General features: G+C 55.0%; 16 protein-coding genes and 1 rRNA gene. 10 read left to right on the top strand and 7 right to left on the bottom strand.

What is annotated here, in order from left to right:
• Positions 1-592: 592 nt before the first annotated feature.
• Both mrcB and NYR02_RS01550 read left to right on the top strand, forming a co-directional pair.
• Positions 593-2935: a penicillin-binding protein 1B gene (mrcB, locus tag NYR02_RS01555; RefSeq protein WP_260974640.1), complete on the top strand. Its 2343-nt coding sequence runs from the start codon at positions 593-595 to the stop codon at positions 2933-2935.
• The gene (locus NYR02_RS01550; protein WP_260974639.1) at positions 2914-3414 is read left to right on the top strand and encodes a tetratricopeptide repeat protein; all 501 of its coding nucleotides are present in this window, start codon (positions 2914-2916) and stop codon (positions 3412-3414) included. Before mrcB ends, NYR02_RS01550 begins: the two co-directional genes overlap by 22 nt.
• A 13-nt stretch (positions 3415-3427) precedes the next feature.
• On the opposite strand, the gene NYR02_RS01545 is transcribed toward NYR02_RS01550, so the two are convergent.
• From NYR02_RS01545 to NYR02_RS01525, 5 genes are all read right to left on the bottom strand, one after another.
• Complete coding sequence (locus NYR02_RS01545; RefSeq protein WP_260974638.1) at positions 3428-4921, bottom strand: methyl-accepting chemotaxis protein; 1494 nt, start codon at positions 4919-4921, stop codon at positions 3428-3430.
• Between the two features lie 83 nt (positions 4922-5004).
• Positions 5005-5604 carry a hypothetical protein gene (locus NYR02_RS01540; RefSeq protein WP_260974637.1) on the bottom strand — a complete coding sequence of 200 codons (600 nt, stop codon included), beginning with the start codon at positions 5602-5604 and terminating at the stop codon, positions 5005-5007.
• Positions 5601-6896, bottom strand: coding sequence for a glutamate-1-semialdehyde 2,1-aminomutase (gene hemL / locus NYR02_RS01535; protein WP_260974636.1), 1296 nt, complete (start codon positions 6894-6896; stop codon positions 5601-5603). The genes NYR02_RS01540 and hemL overlap by 4 nt, the downstream gene beginning before the upstream one ends.
• Positions 6897-6918: 22 nt before the next feature.
• A complete protein-coding gene (gene hemJ, locus NYR02_RS01530) occupies positions 6919-7344 on the bottom strand; it encodes a protoporphyrinogen oxidase HemJ (protein ID WP_260974635.1) in 426 nt (141 codons plus the stop codon).
• Positions 7344-9086, bottom strand: a complete 1743-nt coding sequence (locus NYR02_RS01525; RefSeq protein ID WP_260974634.1) for a chloride channel protein — start codon at positions 9084-9086, stop codon at positions 7344-7346. Before NYR02_RS01525 ends, hemJ begins: the two co-directional genes overlap by 1 nt.
• A gap of 139 nt (positions 9087-9225) precedes the next feature.
• Here NYR02_RS01525 and argC point away from each other — a divergent pair, with 139 nt between their 5' ends.
• From argC to NYR02_RS01495, 6 genes are all read left to right on the top strand, one after another.
• Positions 9226-10257 (top strand): N-acetyl-gamma-glutamyl-phosphate reductase, encoded by a 1032-nt coding sequence (argC, locus tag NYR02_RS01520; protein ID WP_260974633.1) that lies wholly within the window; start codon positions 9226-9228, stop codon positions 10255-10257.
• Positions 10258-10556: 299 nt separating this feature from the next.
• Positions 10557-11288: a DUF6776 family protein gene (locus tag NYR02_RS01515; RefSeq protein ID WP_260974632.1), complete on the top strand. Its 732-nt coding sequence runs from the start codon at positions 10557-10559 to the stop codon at positions 11286-11288.
• Positions 11289-11299: 11 nt separating this feature from the next.
• Entirely contained in the window at positions 11300-11725 is a 426-nt protein-coding gene (locus NYR02_RS01510; RefSeq protein ID WP_260974631.1) for a bactofilin family protein, read from the top strand.
• Between the two features lie 51 nt (positions 11726-11776).
• Positions 11777-12124, top strand: coding sequence for an iron-sulfur cluster insertion protein ErpA (erpA, locus tag NYR02_RS01505; RefSeq protein WP_260974630.1), 348 nt, complete (start codon positions 11777-11779; stop codon positions 12122-12124).
• A 14-nt stretch (positions 12125-12138) separates the two neighbouring features.
• Positions 12139-12672, top strand: a complete 534-nt coding sequence (locus NYR02_RS01500; RefSeq protein ID WP_260974629.1) for a DsrE family protein — start codon at positions 12139-12141, stop codon at positions 12670-12672.
• A 94-nt stretch (positions 12673-12766) separates the two neighbouring features.
• The gene (locus NYR02_RS01495; protein ID WP_260974628.1) at positions 12767-13381 is read left to right on the top strand and encodes a FecR family protein; all 615 of its coding nucleotides are present in this window, start codon (positions 12767-12769) and stop codon (positions 13379-13381) included.
• Positions 13382-13399: 18 nt separating this feature from the next.
• On the opposite strand, the gene NYR02_RS01490 is transcribed toward NYR02_RS01495, so the two are convergent.
• Positions 13400-14485: an anhydro-N-acetylmuramic acid kinase gene (locus tag NYR02_RS01490; protein WP_260974627.1), complete on the bottom strand. Its 1086-nt coding sequence runs from the start codon at positions 14483-14485 to the stop codon at positions 13400-13402.
• Positions 14482-15771, bottom strand: coding sequence for an OapA family protein (locus NYR02_RS01485; protein ID WP_260974626.1), 1290 nt, complete (start codon positions 15769-15771; stop codon positions 14482-14484). Before NYR02_RS01485 ends, NYR02_RS01490 begins: the two co-directional genes overlap by 4 nt.
• A gap of 149 nt (positions 15772-15920) precedes the next feature.
• Here NYR02_RS01485 and tyrS point away from each other — a divergent pair, with 149 nt between their 5' ends.
• Positions 15921-17222 carry a tyrosine--tRNA ligase gene (gene tyrS, locus NYR02_RS01480; protein WP_260974625.1) on the top strand — a complete coding sequence of 434 codons (1302 nt, stop codon included), beginning with the start codon at positions 15921-15923 and terminating at the stop codon, positions 17220-17222.
• 411 nt (positions 17223-17633) lie between these two features.
• Positions 17634-17705: ribosomal RNA gene (locus NYR02_RS01475) — 16S ribosomal RNA — on the top strand; the annotation flags it as partial.

Raw genomic sequence — 17705 nt, 5'->3', positions numbered from 1 at the left:
CTTCAGCGGTTTATCCGGTCTCATAAGAAATTCAGGATATCCGGCCTGATACGGGCATTATCCGCTGGCAGGATAGCACTGCTTCTTAGTGCCAGTTTGCATGATCAGGCGCGTTGTTTTTGCTGCCCTGCTGCTGCGCGCCATGATGGCAATATTCCGCGAAAAATACAGACAATAGATTGGATTGTCACGATTAAAATCCCTTATTCAGCCTGTTGCCAAACCCCTTCTGACTGATATGGCAAAAACACGGCCGGAACCAGCAATGGCAAGCCCTGCCGTGCTGCGCAGGAAGAATGCTCAGCATGCTCCTTTGTAAGGAATTCCGTCGCCCCCTGATGCACGATCAGGGCACGATCTCAGCCGTTCTCATTAACTGTCCGCATTGTTAGGGTTGGTGATGATTCGCTTGTGAGCGGGCGACGCAAGCTGATGCCGCAGACATGAGTAAAGTGCAGCGACTGAAGCGCATTGGTCATATTGGCTGTTCAGAATGGCACCCCCGCCGTTGTTCTGTGCTTGCTGTGTAGTTGTTAGGCGGGTAAACAGTGGCCTGTTATCATGCCGCCAACGATAAAAAGTGAAGGTTCTGATGGTGTCCCGTAACGGTAAAAAGACGTCCCGTTCCCCCTCTGCCAAGCGTTCCGCTTCCCGACAATCATCCGCACAGAAGAAAGGCTGGCCGCGCTGGCTGGTGTGGCTGCTGCGCCTGATGCTGGTGGGTCTGGTGCTGACGCTGGTCGGTCTGGTGTATCTGGATGCTCAGGTGCGGGCCAAATTTGATGGCAATAAATGGACACTGCCGGCCAAGGTATTCGCCCGGCCATTATCCGTATATCCGGGGCTGTTGCTCAGCCCTGAGCAGCTTAAAGCCGAACTGGAGTGGGCCGACTACCGCCAGCAGGCCGGGGCGGTGCGTCCGGGCAGCTATTACCGCGATGGTGATGACTGGGTGGTTTACCGCCGTGCTTTTCCGTTCTGGGATGGCCAGGAACCGGCGCGCAAACTGCGGCTGGAATTCGCTCAGGGACGGGTCAGCAATATTGTTGAAGACGGCGATGATCAGGCGCTGGTGCGGCTGGAACCACAATATATCGGCGGTATTTTCCCGGCCCATAACGAAGACCGTGAACTGGTTAAGCTGGAGCAGATTCCGCCAGCCTTAGTGGCCGCACTGATCGTCACTGAAGATAAAGCCTTCTTTGATCATTGGGGCGTCTCGCTGCGCGGTATTGCCCGCGCCATGCTGGCCAACGTCAAAGCCGGTGGTTTTGTGCAGGGTGGCTCGACTCTTACTCAGCAGCTGGTGAAGAACTTCTTTTTAACCAGCGAGCGCACGCTGGCGCGTAAAGTTCAGGAAGCCTTAATGGCATTGCTGCTGGAGCTGCATTACAGCAAAGAGCAGATTCTGCAGGCCTATTTAAATGAAGTGTATTTAGGGCAGGCCGGACGCCGGGCGATTCATGGCTTTGGTCTGGCCTCGCGCTTTTATTTCGGCAAGCAGGTGCAGGAGCTTAACAACGCGGAAATTGCCACGCTGGTCGGGCTGGTCAAAGGTGCGTCTTATTACAATCCTCGCCGCAATCCGGAGCGCTCGAAACAGCGCCGCGACCTGATTCTGGGGTTGATGGCCGAAAACAACATCATCTCCGATGCCCAGCGCATTCTGGCGCAGGGCCAGCCGCTGGTTACCGCCGATTCGCGCCGCGCCGGTCAGCGAGAATATCCGGCCTTCCTCGAACTGGCCAAAGCCCAGCTGCAGCGTGATTACCGGCTGGAAGATCTGCAAAGTGAAGGTCTGCATATCTTCACCACTCTCGACCCCTGGGCTCAGCATGCGGTAGAGCAGGCGGCCGAACGTCAGCTGGCGCAGCTGGAAAGCCGCTCGGCCAAACTCAAAGGCCAGCTAGAAACCGCGGCGGTGATTACCAGCGTCGATGGCGGCGAAGTACGGGCCTTACTGGGCTCGCGTCAGGCCGAATTTTTTGGCTTTAACCGCGCTCTGGCGGCCAAGCGTGCCATTGGCTCGCTGGCCAAACCGGTGGTGTATTTAACCGCATTACAGACCGGCCGTTACCACTGGGGCACGCCGCTGGAAGATAAACCGGTGTCGGTATCCGGCCCCGGCGGCCAGCTGTGGCAGCCGCAGAATTACGATCATCGCTCCCACGGCGTGGTGCCAATGGTGGATGGTCTGGCGCGCTCGCTGAATCAGGCCACCGCCCGTCTGGGCATGAAAGTGGGGCTGAGCAATGTCGCCGCCACCTTCCATAAACTGGGTTTACAGGCCGAAGTGCCGCCGTATCCGTCGATGTTGTTGGGGGCGATTTCGTTGTCGCCCTATGAAGTGGCGGGCATGTATCAGACCATCGCCTCGCAGGGTTTTGTGATGCCGTTGCGTTCCATTGAAGCGGTCACCACTGCGCAGGGACAAACCCTGTCATCCTATGCGCTGCGTGGCGAGCAGGCCTTCGATCCGGCGATGATGCAGTGGCTGCGTTATGGTATGGAACAGGTGGCCGAGCGCGGCACCGCACGGCGTTTAACTCAGGTGCTGAACGGCCCGCTGGCGGCGAAAACCGGTACCAGTGATGACCAGCGCGACGCCTGGTTTGCCGGTTTCGATAACCGTTATCTCGGCATTATCTGGGTTGGTCGTGACGATAACCAGCCGATGCCTTTCGCCGGTTCCAGCGCCGCTCTGCCAATCTGGCTCGATACCTTCCGCACGGTAGGCAGCGAACCGCTGCAACCGGCCTCGGCGCTGCGTACTGCCGCCGTGAATGAACGCGGCGAGCTGGTGGGCAGCGGTTGCCGTGGTACGCTTTATCCTTTTATCAGCAGCCGTTTACCGGCTTCGCTGCCTGACTGTCAGCCGCTTCAGCCTGAACCGGCGCCTGAGGAGAAAAAATCGTGGTTCGACTGGTTGTTCTGAGAGCTGTACCGCTTCCTCTGTTGTTCTTATTGCTGTTACTGGGTGGGCTGAGCGGCTGTACGCCGCTGCCGCCAAAACCGGAACAGCAACAGGCAACGGCCGACGATCTGCCCCAGTGGCAGGACGGTATGCTGGCCTCGCTCAGTCAGGGCGAACATCACCCGGCGGTCGCCAGCCTGTTCGCCAAAGCCGAACAGGCGCGTCAGCAACAGCTGTGGCGTAAAGCCATGACCTACCTTGATCAGGCGCGCCAGATTCAGCCGCGCAATCCGGCGGTGTTTTATCGTCAGGCCTGGGTCAGCCTGCAGATGGGCGATGCTGTACGCGCCGAACAGTTACTGCAGCGCGCGCTGGTATTTGCCGGTGGCGACATGGAATTAACCCGGCGTTTGCGTTTGTTAATGGCCGAAGCGCTGGATGCGCAGGGGCGCGGGGAAGAAGCCCGCCGTCTGCGTCAGCAGGCGGCTTGGGACGTTTGATTTTTATATCGGCTCAGTCCGATACGTGAAACTGAGTCAGCAGACCACGCAGGTCGGTCGCCATAGCCACTAACCGTTCTGAATTATGCGCCGAGCCACTGGCGTGGCCGGAGGTTTCTTCACTGATATCGCGGATGACGTTCAGATTGGCATTCACTTCACTGATGGCATTGTTCTGTTCGTCGATAGAGCGGGCAATCTGCTGACTCATATGATGAATATTGGTCACTGCCTGTTTCATACCCAGCAGGTTGTCGCTGCTGGCGGCAATTTGGCTAACACTGCTGTCAACGCCTTGCTGACTGGTGTCCATCGCGCTGACGGCTTCGCCTGAACCTTTCTGCAGGCGTTCAATCATGCGCTGAATTTCTTCGGTGCTTTCATGGGTGCGGGATGCCAGAGTACGTACTTCATCGGCAACCACCGCAAAGCCGCGCCCTTGCTCGCCCGCTCGTGCTGCTTCAATCGCAGCGTTCAGCGCCAGCAGGTTGGTCTGCTCGGCAATGCCCTGAATAACGGCCAGTACGGAGCCGATATTGTTGCTTTCGGTATCCAGGTTTTTGATCACCTGATTGGCGCGATCAATACTGCCGGCCAGATTTTCAATGGTGCTGCGTGCCTGCAGTATGCTTTTTTCACTGTCCTGGCCAATTTTATCGGCGGCTGCGGCGGCACTCGCGGCATCCTGAGAATGACCGTAAATGGTTTGCATCGACGAGGTCATCTGGGTCGTGGCGTTGGCAATCATTTCTGTTTCAGTATGCTGGCGTTTGGCACCTGCGCTCATGCGTTGTGTCGATTCAGAAAATGAACGGCCGACCTCATCAATTTGCCGCGAGAGCTGCGCTACCTGGCTGACCAGGTCATTCATCAGGGCAAAGAAATCATTAAACGATTTAGTGAATTTTCCTTCTGGCTGTTCGATGCGGAACGTCAGATCAATTTCTCCGTCGCGGGCAATGTGTGCGCCGATTTCGGCCAGCTCGGTATTTTGCTGAAATTCCTGCCAGCTTTTATGGGCGAGGTACATCAGCGCAGCCGATTCAATGACGACGAATACTGCGTGCAGTAATACGATGCTGATCCCTGTGCGCGATTCAAATACCCAGACAGCACTGCCGTTTTCCTGCAGGTAATTAAACAGCAGGTGATGTACGGCAATAGTCGCGGCGGCGACCAGAATCGGCATCACGTCGCGGTAATACAGCAACAGGGCGAGCAGTGCAAAAATACCAAAATGCATTTCCAGCAGGCCATGGGCCTGATGGATATGCAGCGCTGAGAACACCATCAGCGATGCACCGTAGGTCATTCGGGACAGGCGGCTGCCGGGGGAAACTTTACTGACAATGAACGGTACCAGCAGCGCTGGTATACCAATCAGCAGCGCTTCGGCCCAGGTGTTGTACCAGTTGGCGAGCAGTAAAGAGACCATCAGAAGAGCGCTGTTAATGCCCAGAAAAAAGCGGTCAGCCTGACGGTAAAAATCATCACGGATTGAACTCATGGATGCACCTGAACGGTCGGTAAAGTGGAGCTTGTCGGTTGATCCGTAAGGATCGACCGATCATAAACTCCCCTCAGCCTAGTTCAGATTCTGGAGATGCGATCCGCCCATATAGGCATAACACTGATACTGGTCATACTTAACCAGAATAACAGCGGCTCAGGCTGATGTTCACTGGCCAAGACCCAGGCCAGTGCGCCGCAGGCCATGATCAGTTGCGCGGCCAGCCAGACACGTACGGCGCTCATTTTCCACAGCGCCAGCAGCAGAGCGATTACGGCTGCCGCAGCGATGGTAATCAGCAATGCATCGAGCTGGTTATTCCGGCGGCAGAGTTCAAACACCACGCACAATGCCAGTAATAACCGGCCCCAGATCATCCGCGACCACTGATAACCCAGAGCATCTGTTGCCAGTACCACGACTAACAACGGCAGCGCGGCATACAGGCTCAGCTGTTGCAGTAACAGACCGGCCTCCGGCGGCAGATCCAGAACCCGTTGCAGCAACCCGGCAACGGCAGCGCAGAGCAGCAACAGGCCCGCAGCAAAACGCGCGGCCGATGCGCCGCGCCATTCTGCTTTTGTTCCGTCATTTGGCTGTTGCTGGTTCGGGCGCTGCTGCAGGCACAGCCAGGCGCTGACCAGCAACAGTATTAATGCAGCAAACAACGGATTCATCACAGCGTTGCCATTACCCGATCGGCGGCGGCGATGGTTTCCAGAATATCCTGCTCGCTGTGGGCGATGGACATAAAACCGGCTTCAAAAGAACTTGGCGCCAGGTAAACGCCTTCTTTCAGCATGCCGTGGAAGAACTGATTAAAGCGTGCGCCATCACAGTGGTCGGCCACGTCGCGGAAGGTGTTTACTTCTTTCAGCCCGGTAAAGAAGAAACCAAACATAGAGCCGGCGCTGTTGTGGGTAAACGGAATATTGTGCGCATCGGCAGCGGCCTGCAGACCGTTCAGCAATAATTGTACGCGGGCGTTCAGCTGGTCGTAGAAACCGGGCTTCTGAATGGCTTTCAGCATGGCCAGACCTGCCGCCATCGCCAGCGGATTACCCGACAGTGTACCGGCCTGATAGACAGGGCCCAGCGGCGCCAGATATTCCATAATTTCGCGCTTACCACCAAAGGCACCCACCGGCAGACCGCCGCCGATGACTTTGCCCAGACAGGTCATGTCCGGCACGATGTCATAGTACTCCTGTGCTCCGCCTAACGCGGCGCGGAAGCCACTCATGACTTCATCAAAAATCAGCACAATGCCATGCACGGTGCACAGCTCACGCAGACCCTGCAGGAAGGATTTGCTTGGCGGAATGCAGTTCATATTGCCGGCCACCGGCTCGATGATCACACAGGCAATTTCGTCGCCCATTTGCGCGAAGCATTCTTTGACGCTGTCGAGATTGTTGTAGTCGAGGGTGATGGTGTTGGCGGCAACGGCGGCCGGCACACCCGGAGAGGTCGGTACTCCTAAGGTCAGCATGCCGGAGCCGGCTTTTACCAGCAGTGAATCGGCGTGGCCGTGGTAGCAGCCTTCAAATTTCACCAGCTTATCGCGGCCGGTAAAACCACGCGCCAGACGAATCGCACTCATGGTGGCTTCGGTGCCGGAGTTCACCATACGCACCATATCCATAGATGGAATCAGTTTGCATACTTCTTCGGCCATTTCGATTTCGATATGGGTCGGTGCGCCAAAGCTCAGGCCTTTATCCATACGGGCGCGTACGGCGTCGAGAATTTCATCGGCGCTGTGGCCCAGAATCATCGGCCCCCAGCTGCCAACATAATCGATATAGCGGTTGCCGTCGGCGTCAAACACATAAGCGCCTTTGGCATGATCGAAGAAAATCGGGGTGCCGCCCACGCCTTTAAATGCACGCACCGGTGAATTAACTCCGCCGGGAATGTGTTTTTGTGCGGCGGCAAACAGGGCTTCGGACTGGGCGATGGAATAACTCATAGCACTCTCTTTTTACAAGAAGTTAAAACGGACGCACGACCACCAGAATAACAATGGCGATCAGCATGAAGACGGGAATTTCGTTAAACCAGCGGTAAAACACGTGGCTGCGCTGGTTATTGTCGTCGCGGAATACTTTTAATAAGTGGCCGCAGTAAAAATGGTAAATCACCAGCAGGGCAACCAGCGTCAGCTTGGCGTGCATCCAGTGGCTGTCGATAAAGTAGTAGCGCGGATTAAACGTCAGCAGCCAGGCGCCCAGCGCCAGTACCACGACCATCGACGGCGTCATGATACCGCGGTACAGCTTGCGTTCCATGATTTTGAAGCGCTCACGCGACACCTGATCATCGGCGCTGGCGTGATATACAAACAGACGCGGCAGATAAAAAATGGCGGCAAACCAGGTCACCACGGCAATGATGTGAAAGGCTTTTACCCAGAGCATCAACGGCCTCTTGGTTGGTAGTGATAGAAATGTTCAATATGAGTGCGCGAGACAATGCCAACGCAGCGGCTGGACTGGTCATCGCGGTAAACGGCCAGCCATTGTAAGTGATGCTGCTGCATCAGGTCTAAGGCATCCTGCAGATTGGCTTTAAGCGAAATACGTTCAACCTGCTGGCGGTCGGCGGGAATGGCGATCAGGTCAATATCATCCGGATTACTGTCAGCGCCTTCTGCTTCCTGCTCTTTACGCAGGCTCAGCGCCTCGGCCAGTGCCGCCGGGGGCAGGATGACGTTTTCTTCCTCCAGCAGCAGCCACTCCGGTTCGCGTTGCAAAATAAACCCCGCTGCTTCCGGTGATAACTGACGCGATGCCGAAACAAAAGATTGTTCCATCGCTTCGGCCACCCAGGTGTTGCGCAGCATCTGCTGCACCGGATCGGGCTGTTGATAATTGTGGCCACCGCCGAGCTGGACTTCGAATACCGATGGCAGGCGGAATACCTCACTCACCACCAGACTGGCAATCACGATGGTCAGCATGCCCGGCATAATAATGTTCGGGTTGGCGCTTAATTCCAGCAGCGCCACCAGAGCGGCTAATGGCGCACGCAAAACTGCTCCCATTAATGCCGCCATACCGAGCAGAGCATAAAACCCCACGGATACCGGATATTGCGGTAGCCACCAGGCGGATAATTGCCCGAGCAGACCACCCAGTGCGGCACCGATAAATAAGGTCGGGCCGATTAGGCCGGCGGGAAAACCCACGGCGGCGGCCCAGGCGGCCAGCACCAGTTTGGCCAGTAATAAACCCAGCAGCGTTCCCATTATCACCTTGCCGGCAAGGGCATCGTTAACCGTGTCGTAGCCGATACCCATTACCTGCGGCAGTTGCAGGCTGATTAACGCCGTTGCCGCGCTCAGGCCGCCCCATTTCAGCCACAGTGGCAAGTTGTTCAGACGCTGAAAAAAACGCACCAGCAAAATAAAACCACTGGCGACGATGCCGCCAATAATGCCGAGGGCAAGAATATAGGGGATTTCCAGCAGCGAGTTCATATCAACGCCGGGCACGGCAAAGGCGGTCTGTGCGCCGAATACCGCTTCGCTGACAATCGCACCGGCGACCGAAGCGAGAATAATCGGAATAAAACCGCGGATGTTGTATTCCAGCAGCACCACTTCCATGGCGAAAATGACGCCCGCCATCGGCGTGTTAAACGATGCTGAAATGGCACTGGCGACCCCGGCCCCGGCAATAATCCGCAGGCGGTGATGCGCCAGACCGACGCTCTGACCAATCTGGCTGGCAGTACCGGCACCCAGGTGTATGGCCGGGCCTTCGCGCCCCACGCTGTGGCCGCTGATGATGGCAATGACGGCGGCAATCCACTGCAGCACAATATTCGACTGTGGCAGGTAGCCCTGATGCGATTCCATGCGTTGCAGAACATGGGTAACACCCACACCACGGCGTTCGGGTTTGATCAGGTAGAAAATAGCAATCAACAGCAGACTGCCGCCCAACAGCAGGGCGATGCGTGTGGTTTCGCTGAGGTGTTCAAAGTCGTCCGAGTTGGCAACCGGCAGCAGGGTCGCGAAAGGAAATTCAATCGCCAGGCGGAACAGGGTGATCACCAGCGCACTGGCCAGACCTGCCAGCAGGGAGAGCAGCGCCAGACCGATCTGGTTATCTGACAAAGAAATCAAGCTGAGCCACTGTTGTCTGAGGCGCTTCACGGTAAACCGGCATCCTTATCCGGTAATGGGCTTACCGGCGTGGTGTCAACGGGGGACAAGAATCAGTATTATACCTGCCTTTCTGTATTTAACCGCTCCCCGTTTTTGCGGGGCGGTCTTCTGACATACGAGGTTTGGCGTGATTAAAGTCGGTATCGTAGGTGGCACCGGATACACCGGTGTAGAGCTGCTCAGAATTCTGGTAAACCATCCGGACGTTGAGCTGAAGGTGATCACCTCGCGCAGTGAAGATGGCCTGCCGGTGGCGGATATGTTCCCCAACCTGCGTGGTCATACCGATCTGCGCTTCAGCGTACCCGATGTACAGACGCTGGGTGAGTGCGATGTGGTGTTTTTTGCCACGCCGCATGGCGTTGCGCACTCGCTGGCAGAAGATATTCTGAATACCGGCGCGCGCGTGATCGACCTGTCAGCCGACTTCCGTCTGCAGGACGCGGTTGAGTGGGAAAAATGGTATGGCCAGCCTCATGGTGCGCCGGGCCTGCTGCCTCAGGCTGTTTACGGCCTGCCGGAAGTGAACCGTGCGCAGATTCAGGAAGCCCGCCTGATTGCCGTACCGGGCTGTTACCCAACCTCGGTACAGCTGGGTTTTCTGCCTTTACTGGAAAATAATCTGCTGCCGGAACAGATGCTGATTGCCGACTGTAAATCCGGCGTCAGCGGCGCTGGCCGTGGTGCCAGCGTAGGCTCGCTGTTGTGCGAAGCCAGTGAATCGATGATGGCCTATGCGGTAAAAGGGCATCGTCACCTGCCGGAAATTCGTCAGGGAATGGAACGCGCCGCGGGTAAAGCGGTCAACCTTACCTTTGTTCCGCATCTGACGCCGATGATCCGCGGAATTCATTCTACACTCTATGCTCAGGCTCCGGGGCTGGCAGAAGATCTGCAAGCGTTGTACGAAGCACGTTACGCCAACGAACCGTTCGTTGATGTTATGCCTGCTGGCAGCCACCCGGCAACGCGCAGCGTAAAAGGCAGCAACGTTTGCCGTATCGCCGTTCACCATCACACCCATACCGGTCAGGTGATTGTGTTATCAGTTATTGATAATCTGGTTAAAGGTGCGTCTGGTCAGGCGGTACAGAACATGAACATTATGTTTGGCCTGGCGGAAGATGCCGGCCTGAAACAGGTCGCGCTGTTGCCCTGATACGTACTCAGGGTCTGTTAACACTAAGTGAATCTGGCCTGCTGAGAGCCAGTTTTTCTCAGAACAAGGAGAGAGGAGTGATATTAGCGGGCTAAATGAATGACGAACGACGAAGTCGATGGGGAAAACTGGCCTCAGCCCGAAGGGTTATGGCTAAAAATCCCTCATCCAGCGTTGCTGTTCGTTCGCTTAACCCGTTAGGCCACACTCTCAGCGCCTTGCCTGAGAAATTTTTAGCTAATAACAGGCCTGTTTAATTAGTGTTAACAGGCCCTGGATGAATCAATAAGGACACACGCATGGCGGTAGTAAAAGGTAGCCAACAGGATCAGCTGATTATTCGTCAGTACCGGCCATGGGAGCGCTTTCGCCGTTTCCTGTATACGGTACTGTTTATTGCGGCCGTGGGAATGGGTGGTTACTTCGGCGGTGTGTACGACAGCATGAATCGTATCCAGCAGCTGACCACCGCCCGCGATACGCTGCAATCGGCCCTGCAGGATGCCGAGCGTACCATTACTAACCTGACTCAACGTGTTGGGGTTCTGGAGAAAGGTGGTCAGGTTGATCGCAAGGCCACCGAAGGTATCCGCCAGACCGTTAAAGAACTGAAAGCACAGATATCCACCCTCGAAGAAGAAGTGGCGTTTTATAAAGGCATTATGGCCCCGAGCGCCAATGATAAAGGCTTGCGCATCAGTAAGGTTGAAATCCAGCCTCAGGACAGCGCCGGAAAATTCCGTTATTCCATCATGATGACGCAGGTCGCGGATAACAGTTCGTATATTACCGGGCTGGCGGCAGTGAATTTTGTCGGGATGAAAGGTACGGAAAAGGTCATTCTGCCGTTACGTGATTTCGACAGTAATGTGACCGATCTGGGCGTAAAGTTCAGGTTCCGCTATTTTCAGGAAGTGGCTGGCGATATCACATTGCCGGCTGGTTTCGTGCCGCAGCAGGTGCAGGTTGTTCTGCAATCCACCGGCGGTAAAGCACAACGTGTCGAGCAAACCATCGACTGGCCCCAATAAGGAGAGGCTTAATGTTCAGCAGTAAAGACAAGGGCAGCAATACCCATTACGACACCCTGATTTCCGTTAAAACCGAAATCACTGGCGATGTTAAGTTCACCGGCGGGCTGCACATTGATGGTGTGATCAAAGGTAATCTGGTGGCTGAAGCTGGCAGTGGTGCGGTGGTTCGTGTCAGTGATAAAGGTCGGGTTGAAGGGCAGATCAGTGCGCCCAATATTATCATCAACGGCAAAGTCATTGGCGACGTGCATGCCAGCGAATACATTGAGCTGGCGAAGAAAGCTCAGGTAACCGGTGATGTGTATTACCAGATGATGGAAATGGTGATGGGTGCCGAAGTGAACGGCAAACTGCACCATCAGGCCAAAGGTGATGGACGCAAGAAACCAGAGCCTGCGCCCGTTGTTGTGACACCGGATGTTAAAGTTGACTAAATTAGTCGGAAAAACAGATAATTTGCCGATATTCAGCAAGCCGGAATCATTATGAGTGCAGTACAGCAGGCCAGTCCGATCGAACTCAGTCAGGAAGCTCAGGAGAAAATCCGTGAGCTGCTGCAGGAAGAAGCGGATGACGAGCTCTGTTTAAGAGTGTTCGTCACCGGTGGTGGCTGCTCCGGTTTCCAATACGGCTTCACCTTCGACGATGAGCGTGCCGAAGACGACACACTCATCAGTCTGGACGGTGTCCGCGTATTGGTTGACCCTCTCAGCTATGGCTATCTGGTTGGCTCGGTGCTGGATTATAAAGAAGGGCTGGAAGGCTCGCGCTTTATGGTTAATAACCCCGGTGCTTCATCAACCTGCGGCTGTGGATCGTCGTTCTCCATCTGAGTAAGGATCGCTTCATGTCCGCGCTTTCCCGCATCGTTTTTATCGCTTCTCTGCTGCTGGCACAACAGGCCTGGGCAGAGTTAGTGCCGCTGGTGGACGACGAACCAGCCAATGCCGTTTCCCCTGCCGCCGATGCCGTGGTTTTACCTGAGGAAGGTATTCTTCCTTCTGGCGTTCAGGGATTGCAGCCCGGCAGTAAAATTCAGGCCGTGGTGCGGTTGCATACCGCAGAAGAGCTGCAGGCTTTACTGACCCGCGCTGAAGAACTCTCCCGCAGTGTCGATTACCGCAATAACGAGCCGGTCAGGCTGGTACTGAGTGGCGATGAAATCGCTATCTTCGTGCGCAGCAGTTATCGCGGCAACAAAGCGCTGGTGGATCTCGCCGCTCGTCTTGATGCCTTTAATGTGGTCGAGCTGAAGGTGTGCCAGAACTGGATGGCGCGTAATCAAGTGGAAACCGCTGATCTGCCGGCGTTTCTTGATCCGGTGACCAATGGCGCCGAAGAAGTAACGCGCATGCAGCTTGAAGGTTACGCCAGCTTCTGACCTTTCCCGCGTATACCGCCCGGTATGCGCTGTCTGTTCCTTAATGCTATGTTGTGGCTAATGGAGTTGCCGCAGCCGCGTTCAGGAGCCGGATATGAAATCCCTTCTTTTTTGTTTGTTATTTCTCTTTGTCATGCCCGTCCGGGCAGAAAGCATTGGCGTGATCAGCGTCAGTGTTGGTCCGGTCAGCTGGTATCGAGCCGGTCATGAATTGCAGCTTAAACGCGGCGATGCGGTCGAGCAGGGCGATACCGTATCCACCGGCAGCAGCGCCCGTCTGGTGCTGAAAATGAACGAAGACAGCGTGATTACTCTGGGTGCAGATACCAGCTTACAGTTCAGTGAGTGGCAATATGCCGCTGGCAGTCAGAACAATTCAGCCCGGCTGGAATTTATTGAAGGCGCTTTTCGTTTTATTACCGGCTTAATTACCCGTCAGGCCGATCCGCAGCTGACCGTCACCACGCCCGCGGCGACTATCGGTATCCGCGGTACGGATTTCTGGGGTGGGTATCTGCAGCCGGATGTCTTGGATGTCATCCTGCTTGAAGGTGAGCATGCGCTGGAAATCCGCAATGACGCCGGGGTTGTGTTTATTGAAGAGCCGGGTTTTGGTGTATCTGTAGTGGCTGGCGAGTCGCCACGACAACCGCTGCAATGGGGGGAAGAGAAAGTGCAGCGTGCGGTGCGCAGTGTCAGTTTGCCCTGATCACTACAGCCTGCAAGCTCAGGCAGGGTAAATTCCGCCCAGAATACGCTCGCCTTTAGCGCCGGTAACTGCCGGCGCATTACCACTTAAGCCTTCCTGTGTGCGCTGTGCCAGCCAGGCAAACGCCATGGCTTCCATCCAATCAGGATCAATGCCACGTCGTGCGCTGCTGTGCACCTGCGCCAGCGGCAGAATGTGTTGCAGGCGTTGCATCAGGTAATGGTTATGCACGCCGCCACCGCAGACCAGAACCTCCCCCTGCTTATGCCCATGCTGTTGAATCGCCATGCCGATGCTCTGCACCGTTAATTCGGTCAGCGTGGTGAGTACATTCTGCGGATCTTCGTGGCTGAGGTCACCCAGATGCTCCAGGCGAAATAATTCGCGCCCGGTGCTTTTCGGCGGTGGCCGCTGAAAGTACGGCTGGCTCAGCCAGTCCTCTAATAAATAGTCAATCACCTTGCCGTTGGCAGCCAGCTGTCCACGGTCATCGCGCGGGCAGCCAAATTGCTGTTGGCACCACTCATCCATTAAGGCGTTACCCGGGCCGGTATCAAAGCCGAGCAGGGAATCTGAGTCGCTGTCCTCCGGCAAAACAGTCAGATTGGCGATGCCTCCGATATTCAGCACCTGCACATTATGACCAAAACAATGTCGATGAAATGCCGGCACCAGCGGAGCACCCTGACCTCCGGCGGCAATATCACGGCGGCGGAAATCGGCAATGCAGGTGATGCCCGTGTGTTCGGCAATCCAGCTGGGATCATCCAATTGCCAGCTGAACCCTTGCGGCTGGCTGTGATGACGCAGGGTATGGCCATGAGAACCAACGGCACAGACATCCGCCGCGCTGAGACTGTTGCGTTGCAGCAGTTGCGCTACGGCGTCGGTTGATAAGGTGGCAATGCGGCGCTCAAGCAGAGCAATGGTGTTGATGTCTGCGTTTTCAGCCACCGCCAGCGTACGCAGTTGCCGGCGGAATGGCGGATCGTAAGGCAGGCACAGAGCATCGACCAAACGCGGAGCGCCCTGAGAAAAATCGACCAGCGCGGCGTCCATGCCATCGGCACTGGTGCCCGACATCAGGCCGATATAGAGCGTCACTGGAATGCACCAACGCGGTTATCTTCGTTTTCGTTATAGCTGTTCAGCCAGCTGACCATGCTTTGTGATTTCTGGCGGAAGGTCGCTTTTTCCTGTGAAGGAATAGAATCCGCTTTCGGCAATTTAACCCGCAGAGAATCACGATGAACGCCATCAACCCGGAACTCGTAATGCAGGTGTGGCCCGGTGGCCAGGCCGGTGCTGCCAACATAGCCAATTACCTGGCCCTGCTTAATGCTGCGTCCTACCCGGGCGCTGCGGTTGAATTTACTCATGTGCGCGTACAGCGTCTGGTAGCGTGAGCCGTGCTGAATAATCACACAGTTGCCAAAACCGCCTTTGCGCCCGGCGAAGACCACTTTGCCATCGCCGGCCGCTTTAATCGGAGTACCGGTCGGTGCGGCATAATCGGTGCCCCGATGCGCGCGCAGCGTATTCAGTACCGGATGCTTGCGGTTCAGATTGAAGCGCGAACTGATGCGGGCAAAATCAATCGGGTTACGCAAAAAAGCTTTGCGCATGCTCTGGCCTTCCGGCGTGTAGTAGTTGGCGTCGCCGTTTTTATCTTCATAGCGCACCGCGGTCAGTTCGCGGCCCTGATTGATAAAGCGTGCAATCAGAATGTTGCCGTTACCGATTTTTTCACCATCGAGAAAGACTTCGTCATAAATCAGACTGAAGCGATCACCCTGGCGGATATCCAGCGCGAAATCGATATCCCAGCCGAATATGGCGGCCAGCTCAATCAGGATCTGCTCCGGAATAGCGGCGCGGGAGCCGTCTAAAAAGAGTGAGTTTTCAATCGTCGTACCGACAAAGCGCGGCCGGTAGTCGGCGTTACGCTCGGCCAGTTCGTATTTCAGGCTGCCATCGGTACTGCGTTCAAAGGTGTGGCGGGCGAGGGGGGACAGTTCAATCTGGAATTGCTGCACATGATTATCCTGCGAGCGCACCCAGTGCAGTGTTTGTCCGGGCTTTAGCTGGATAGCATCTTTCGGTGCAATGGCGGCAATTTCGATAACATCTGCAGCGCTGAGATTGTGACGGCTGAACAGAATAGAGAGGTTGTCGCCGGGGCGAACCGTTGCCTCCTCCCAGTTTAGTGCGGTGACTTCGTTCCTGGGCTCGGGGGTGTTATCCGGCATCTCGATAATGTACCGGGTTTGTTGCAGGTTTTTCTCCGGCGCATGAGGCCAGAAAAGTAACATCAGCAACACGACCATAGCGGTCAGAACACCGAGCAAGTGAGTCAGAGGGAAATACTGCAGGCGTCCCGACAAGGCCATAGTGGTCTGGTTGTCCTTATTCTGTAAATGATTGAATGCTTCATAAGTGTAAACAATTCACCGGCATTTTACCCAGCGAACTTGATTTTGCACATTGATCAGGTATGTTCACCAACCTTTCTAATACCGACACAATTCAGAGTGCTCCCATGACAGCTGCATTATTAGACGATTTAAAAGCACGCGGTCTGATTAATCAGGCAACGGCGGATGAGGAACTGACCAAACATCTGGAATCTGGTTCCATCACCCTGTATTGCGGCTTTGATCCGACAGCTGACAGTCTGCACCTCGGCCATCTCGTCCCCTTATTGGTATTAACCCGTTTCCAGAATGCCGGACACAAGCCGATTGCTCTGGTGGGTGGAGCGACGGGTCTGATTGGTGATCCGAGCTTTAAAGCCGCCGAGCGTCAGCTGAACACCGCCGATGTGGTTGCCGGTTGGGCCGATAAGATCCGTCAACAGGTCAGTCAGTTCATTAAATTTGAAGGCATTGATAACGCGGCCACCGTGGTGAACAACCTCGACTGGGCCGGACAGATGAATGTGCTGGATTTTCTGCGGGATGTCGGCAAGCACTTCTCTGTGAATGCGATGATTAACAAAGAATCCGTACAGCAGCGTTTGAACCGTGAAGGTGCCGGTATTTCCTTTACCGAGTTTTCTTACGCGCTGCTGCAGGGGATGGACTTTGCAGAACTGAATCGTCGTCATGGCTGTACGCTGCAGATCGGTGGTTCGGATCAGTGGGGTAACATCGTTGGTGGTATTGATCTGGCGCGTCGTCAGAACGGAGCGCAGACATTCGGCCTCACCGTTCCTTTGGTCACCAAATCAGATGGCACCAAATTTGGTAAAACGGAGTCCGGCGCGGTATGGCTCGACCCGGCGAAAACCTCGCCGTACAGCTTTTATCAATTCTGGATGAACACCGCTGACGCCGATGCCTACAAATTCATGCGCTACTTCACCTTTATGTCGATAGAGCGTATCGCCGAAATTGAAGCGCACGACGCAACGATTGAAGGGCGTAAAACAGCACAGCCAATTCTGGCGGAAGAAGTTACCCGGTTGGTGCATGGCGAAGACGCTCTGCAGTCGGCGCGTCGTATTACCGAAGCTTTGTTCTCCGGTGATATTGCTCAGCTCTCTGAAGCCGAGCTGGAACAAATCAAACTGGATGGGCTGCCTTCAAGCGATCTGCCGTTGTCCGGTCTGGCTGATATCCCAATGACAACGCTGTTTACCGACAGTGGCATGGTAAAAGCCGGGCGCGAAGTGAAAGATGCGTTGGGACGCAATGCCATTGTTATTAATGGTGAGGCCAAAGGCGCGGACGACAATATGAAAACTGCAGAAGCCTTCAGCGTTGAAAAAGCACTTTATGGTCGTTTCTTCCTGGTGAAACTGGGCAAGAAAAAGTACCACCTGTTCGAGATTGCAAAATAGTTTAAATAAAGAGTTGACGGCGTATCTGGTATCTCTATAATGCGCCGCTCCTGAGTTGAGACGGTTTCGAAAGAAACGGAAAAACAAAGGAAAAACAAGGGGTTGACAGAAAGCTAAGCAGCTTTATAATGCGCCCCGCTCTGAACGACAAGGCTCAGCCTGACGATCAGAAAGACGAAAAAAGTGGTTGACATTGAAAAGTAAATCTTTAAAATGCGCAGCCCGCTTCGAGAGAAACGAAGCGACGTTCTTTAACAAAGTATTTAGACAATTACGTGTGGGTGCTTACTGAGATGCTCTGGAGACAAAGCATTATCAAGTAAGAACTCGTCGATAATTCATTTATGAAGCAAAGACAGTTTTATTCTTGAGCAGGATTTAGATTGGATATTCCTCCAGTCGAAACTTTTTAAACTGAAGAGTTTGATCATGGCTCAGATTGAACGCTGGCGGCAGGCTTAACACATGCAAGTCGAGCGGTAG

It is taken from the genome of Thalassolituus pacificus, from assembly GCF_025318105.1.
GTDB lineage: Bacteria > Pseudomonadota > Gammaproteobacteria > Pseudomonadales > Oceanobacteraceae > Venatoribacter > Venatoribacter pacificus.
Note: the sequence above shows the minus strand (reverse complement) of the source record. Positions and strands in the feature narration are given on the sequence as shown.

What these genes read in the sequence shown, in the direction of transcription:
- mrcB (WP_260974640.1), top strand. Translation starts at nt 593, where the DNA reads ATGGTGTCCCGTAACGGTAAAAAGACGTCCCGTTCCCCCTCTGCCAAG.
- NYR02_RS01545 (WP_260974638.1), bottom strand. Translation starts at nt 4,921, where the DNA reads ATGAGTTCAATCCGTGATGATTTTTACCGTCAGGCTGACCGCTTTTTT.
- hemL (WP_260974636.1), bottom strand. Translation starts at nt 6,896, where the DNA reads ATGAGTTATTCCATCGCCCAGTCCGAAGCCCTGTTTGCCGCCGCACAA.
- hemJ (WP_260974635.1), bottom strand. Translation starts at nt 7,344, where the DNA reads ATGCTCTGGGTAAAAGCCTTTCACATCATTGCCGTGGTGACCTGGTTT.
- NYR02_RS01515 (WP_260974632.1), top strand. Translation starts at nt 10,557, where the DNA reads ATGGCGGTAGTAAAAGGTAGCCAACAGGATCAGCTGATTATTCGTCAG.
- NYR02_RS01510 (WP_260974631.1), top strand. Translation starts at nt 11,300, where the DNA reads ATGTTCAGCAGTAAAGACAAGGGCAGCAATACCCATTACGACACCCTG.
- erpA (WP_260974630.1), top strand. Translation starts at nt 11,777, where the DNA reads ATGAGTGCAGTACAGCAGGCCAGTCCGATCGAACTCAGTCAGGAAGCT.
- NYR02_RS01500 (WP_260974629.1), top strand. Translation starts at nt 12,139, where the DNA reads ATGTCCGCGCTTTCCCGCATCGTTTTTATCGCTTCTCTGCTGCTGGCA.
- NYR02_RS01495 (WP_260974628.1), top strand. Translation starts at nt 12,767, where the DNA reads ATGAAATCCCTTCTTTTTTGTTTGTTATTTCTCTTTGTCATGCCCGTC.
- NYR02_RS01485 (WP_260974626.1), bottom strand. Translation starts at nt 15,771, where the DNA reads ATGGCCTTGTCGGGACGCCTGCAGTATTTCCCTCTGACTCACTTGCTC.
- tyrS (WP_260974625.1), top strand. Translation starts at nt 15,921, where the DNA reads ATGACAGCTGCATTATTAGACGATTTAAAAGCACGCGGTCTGATTAAT.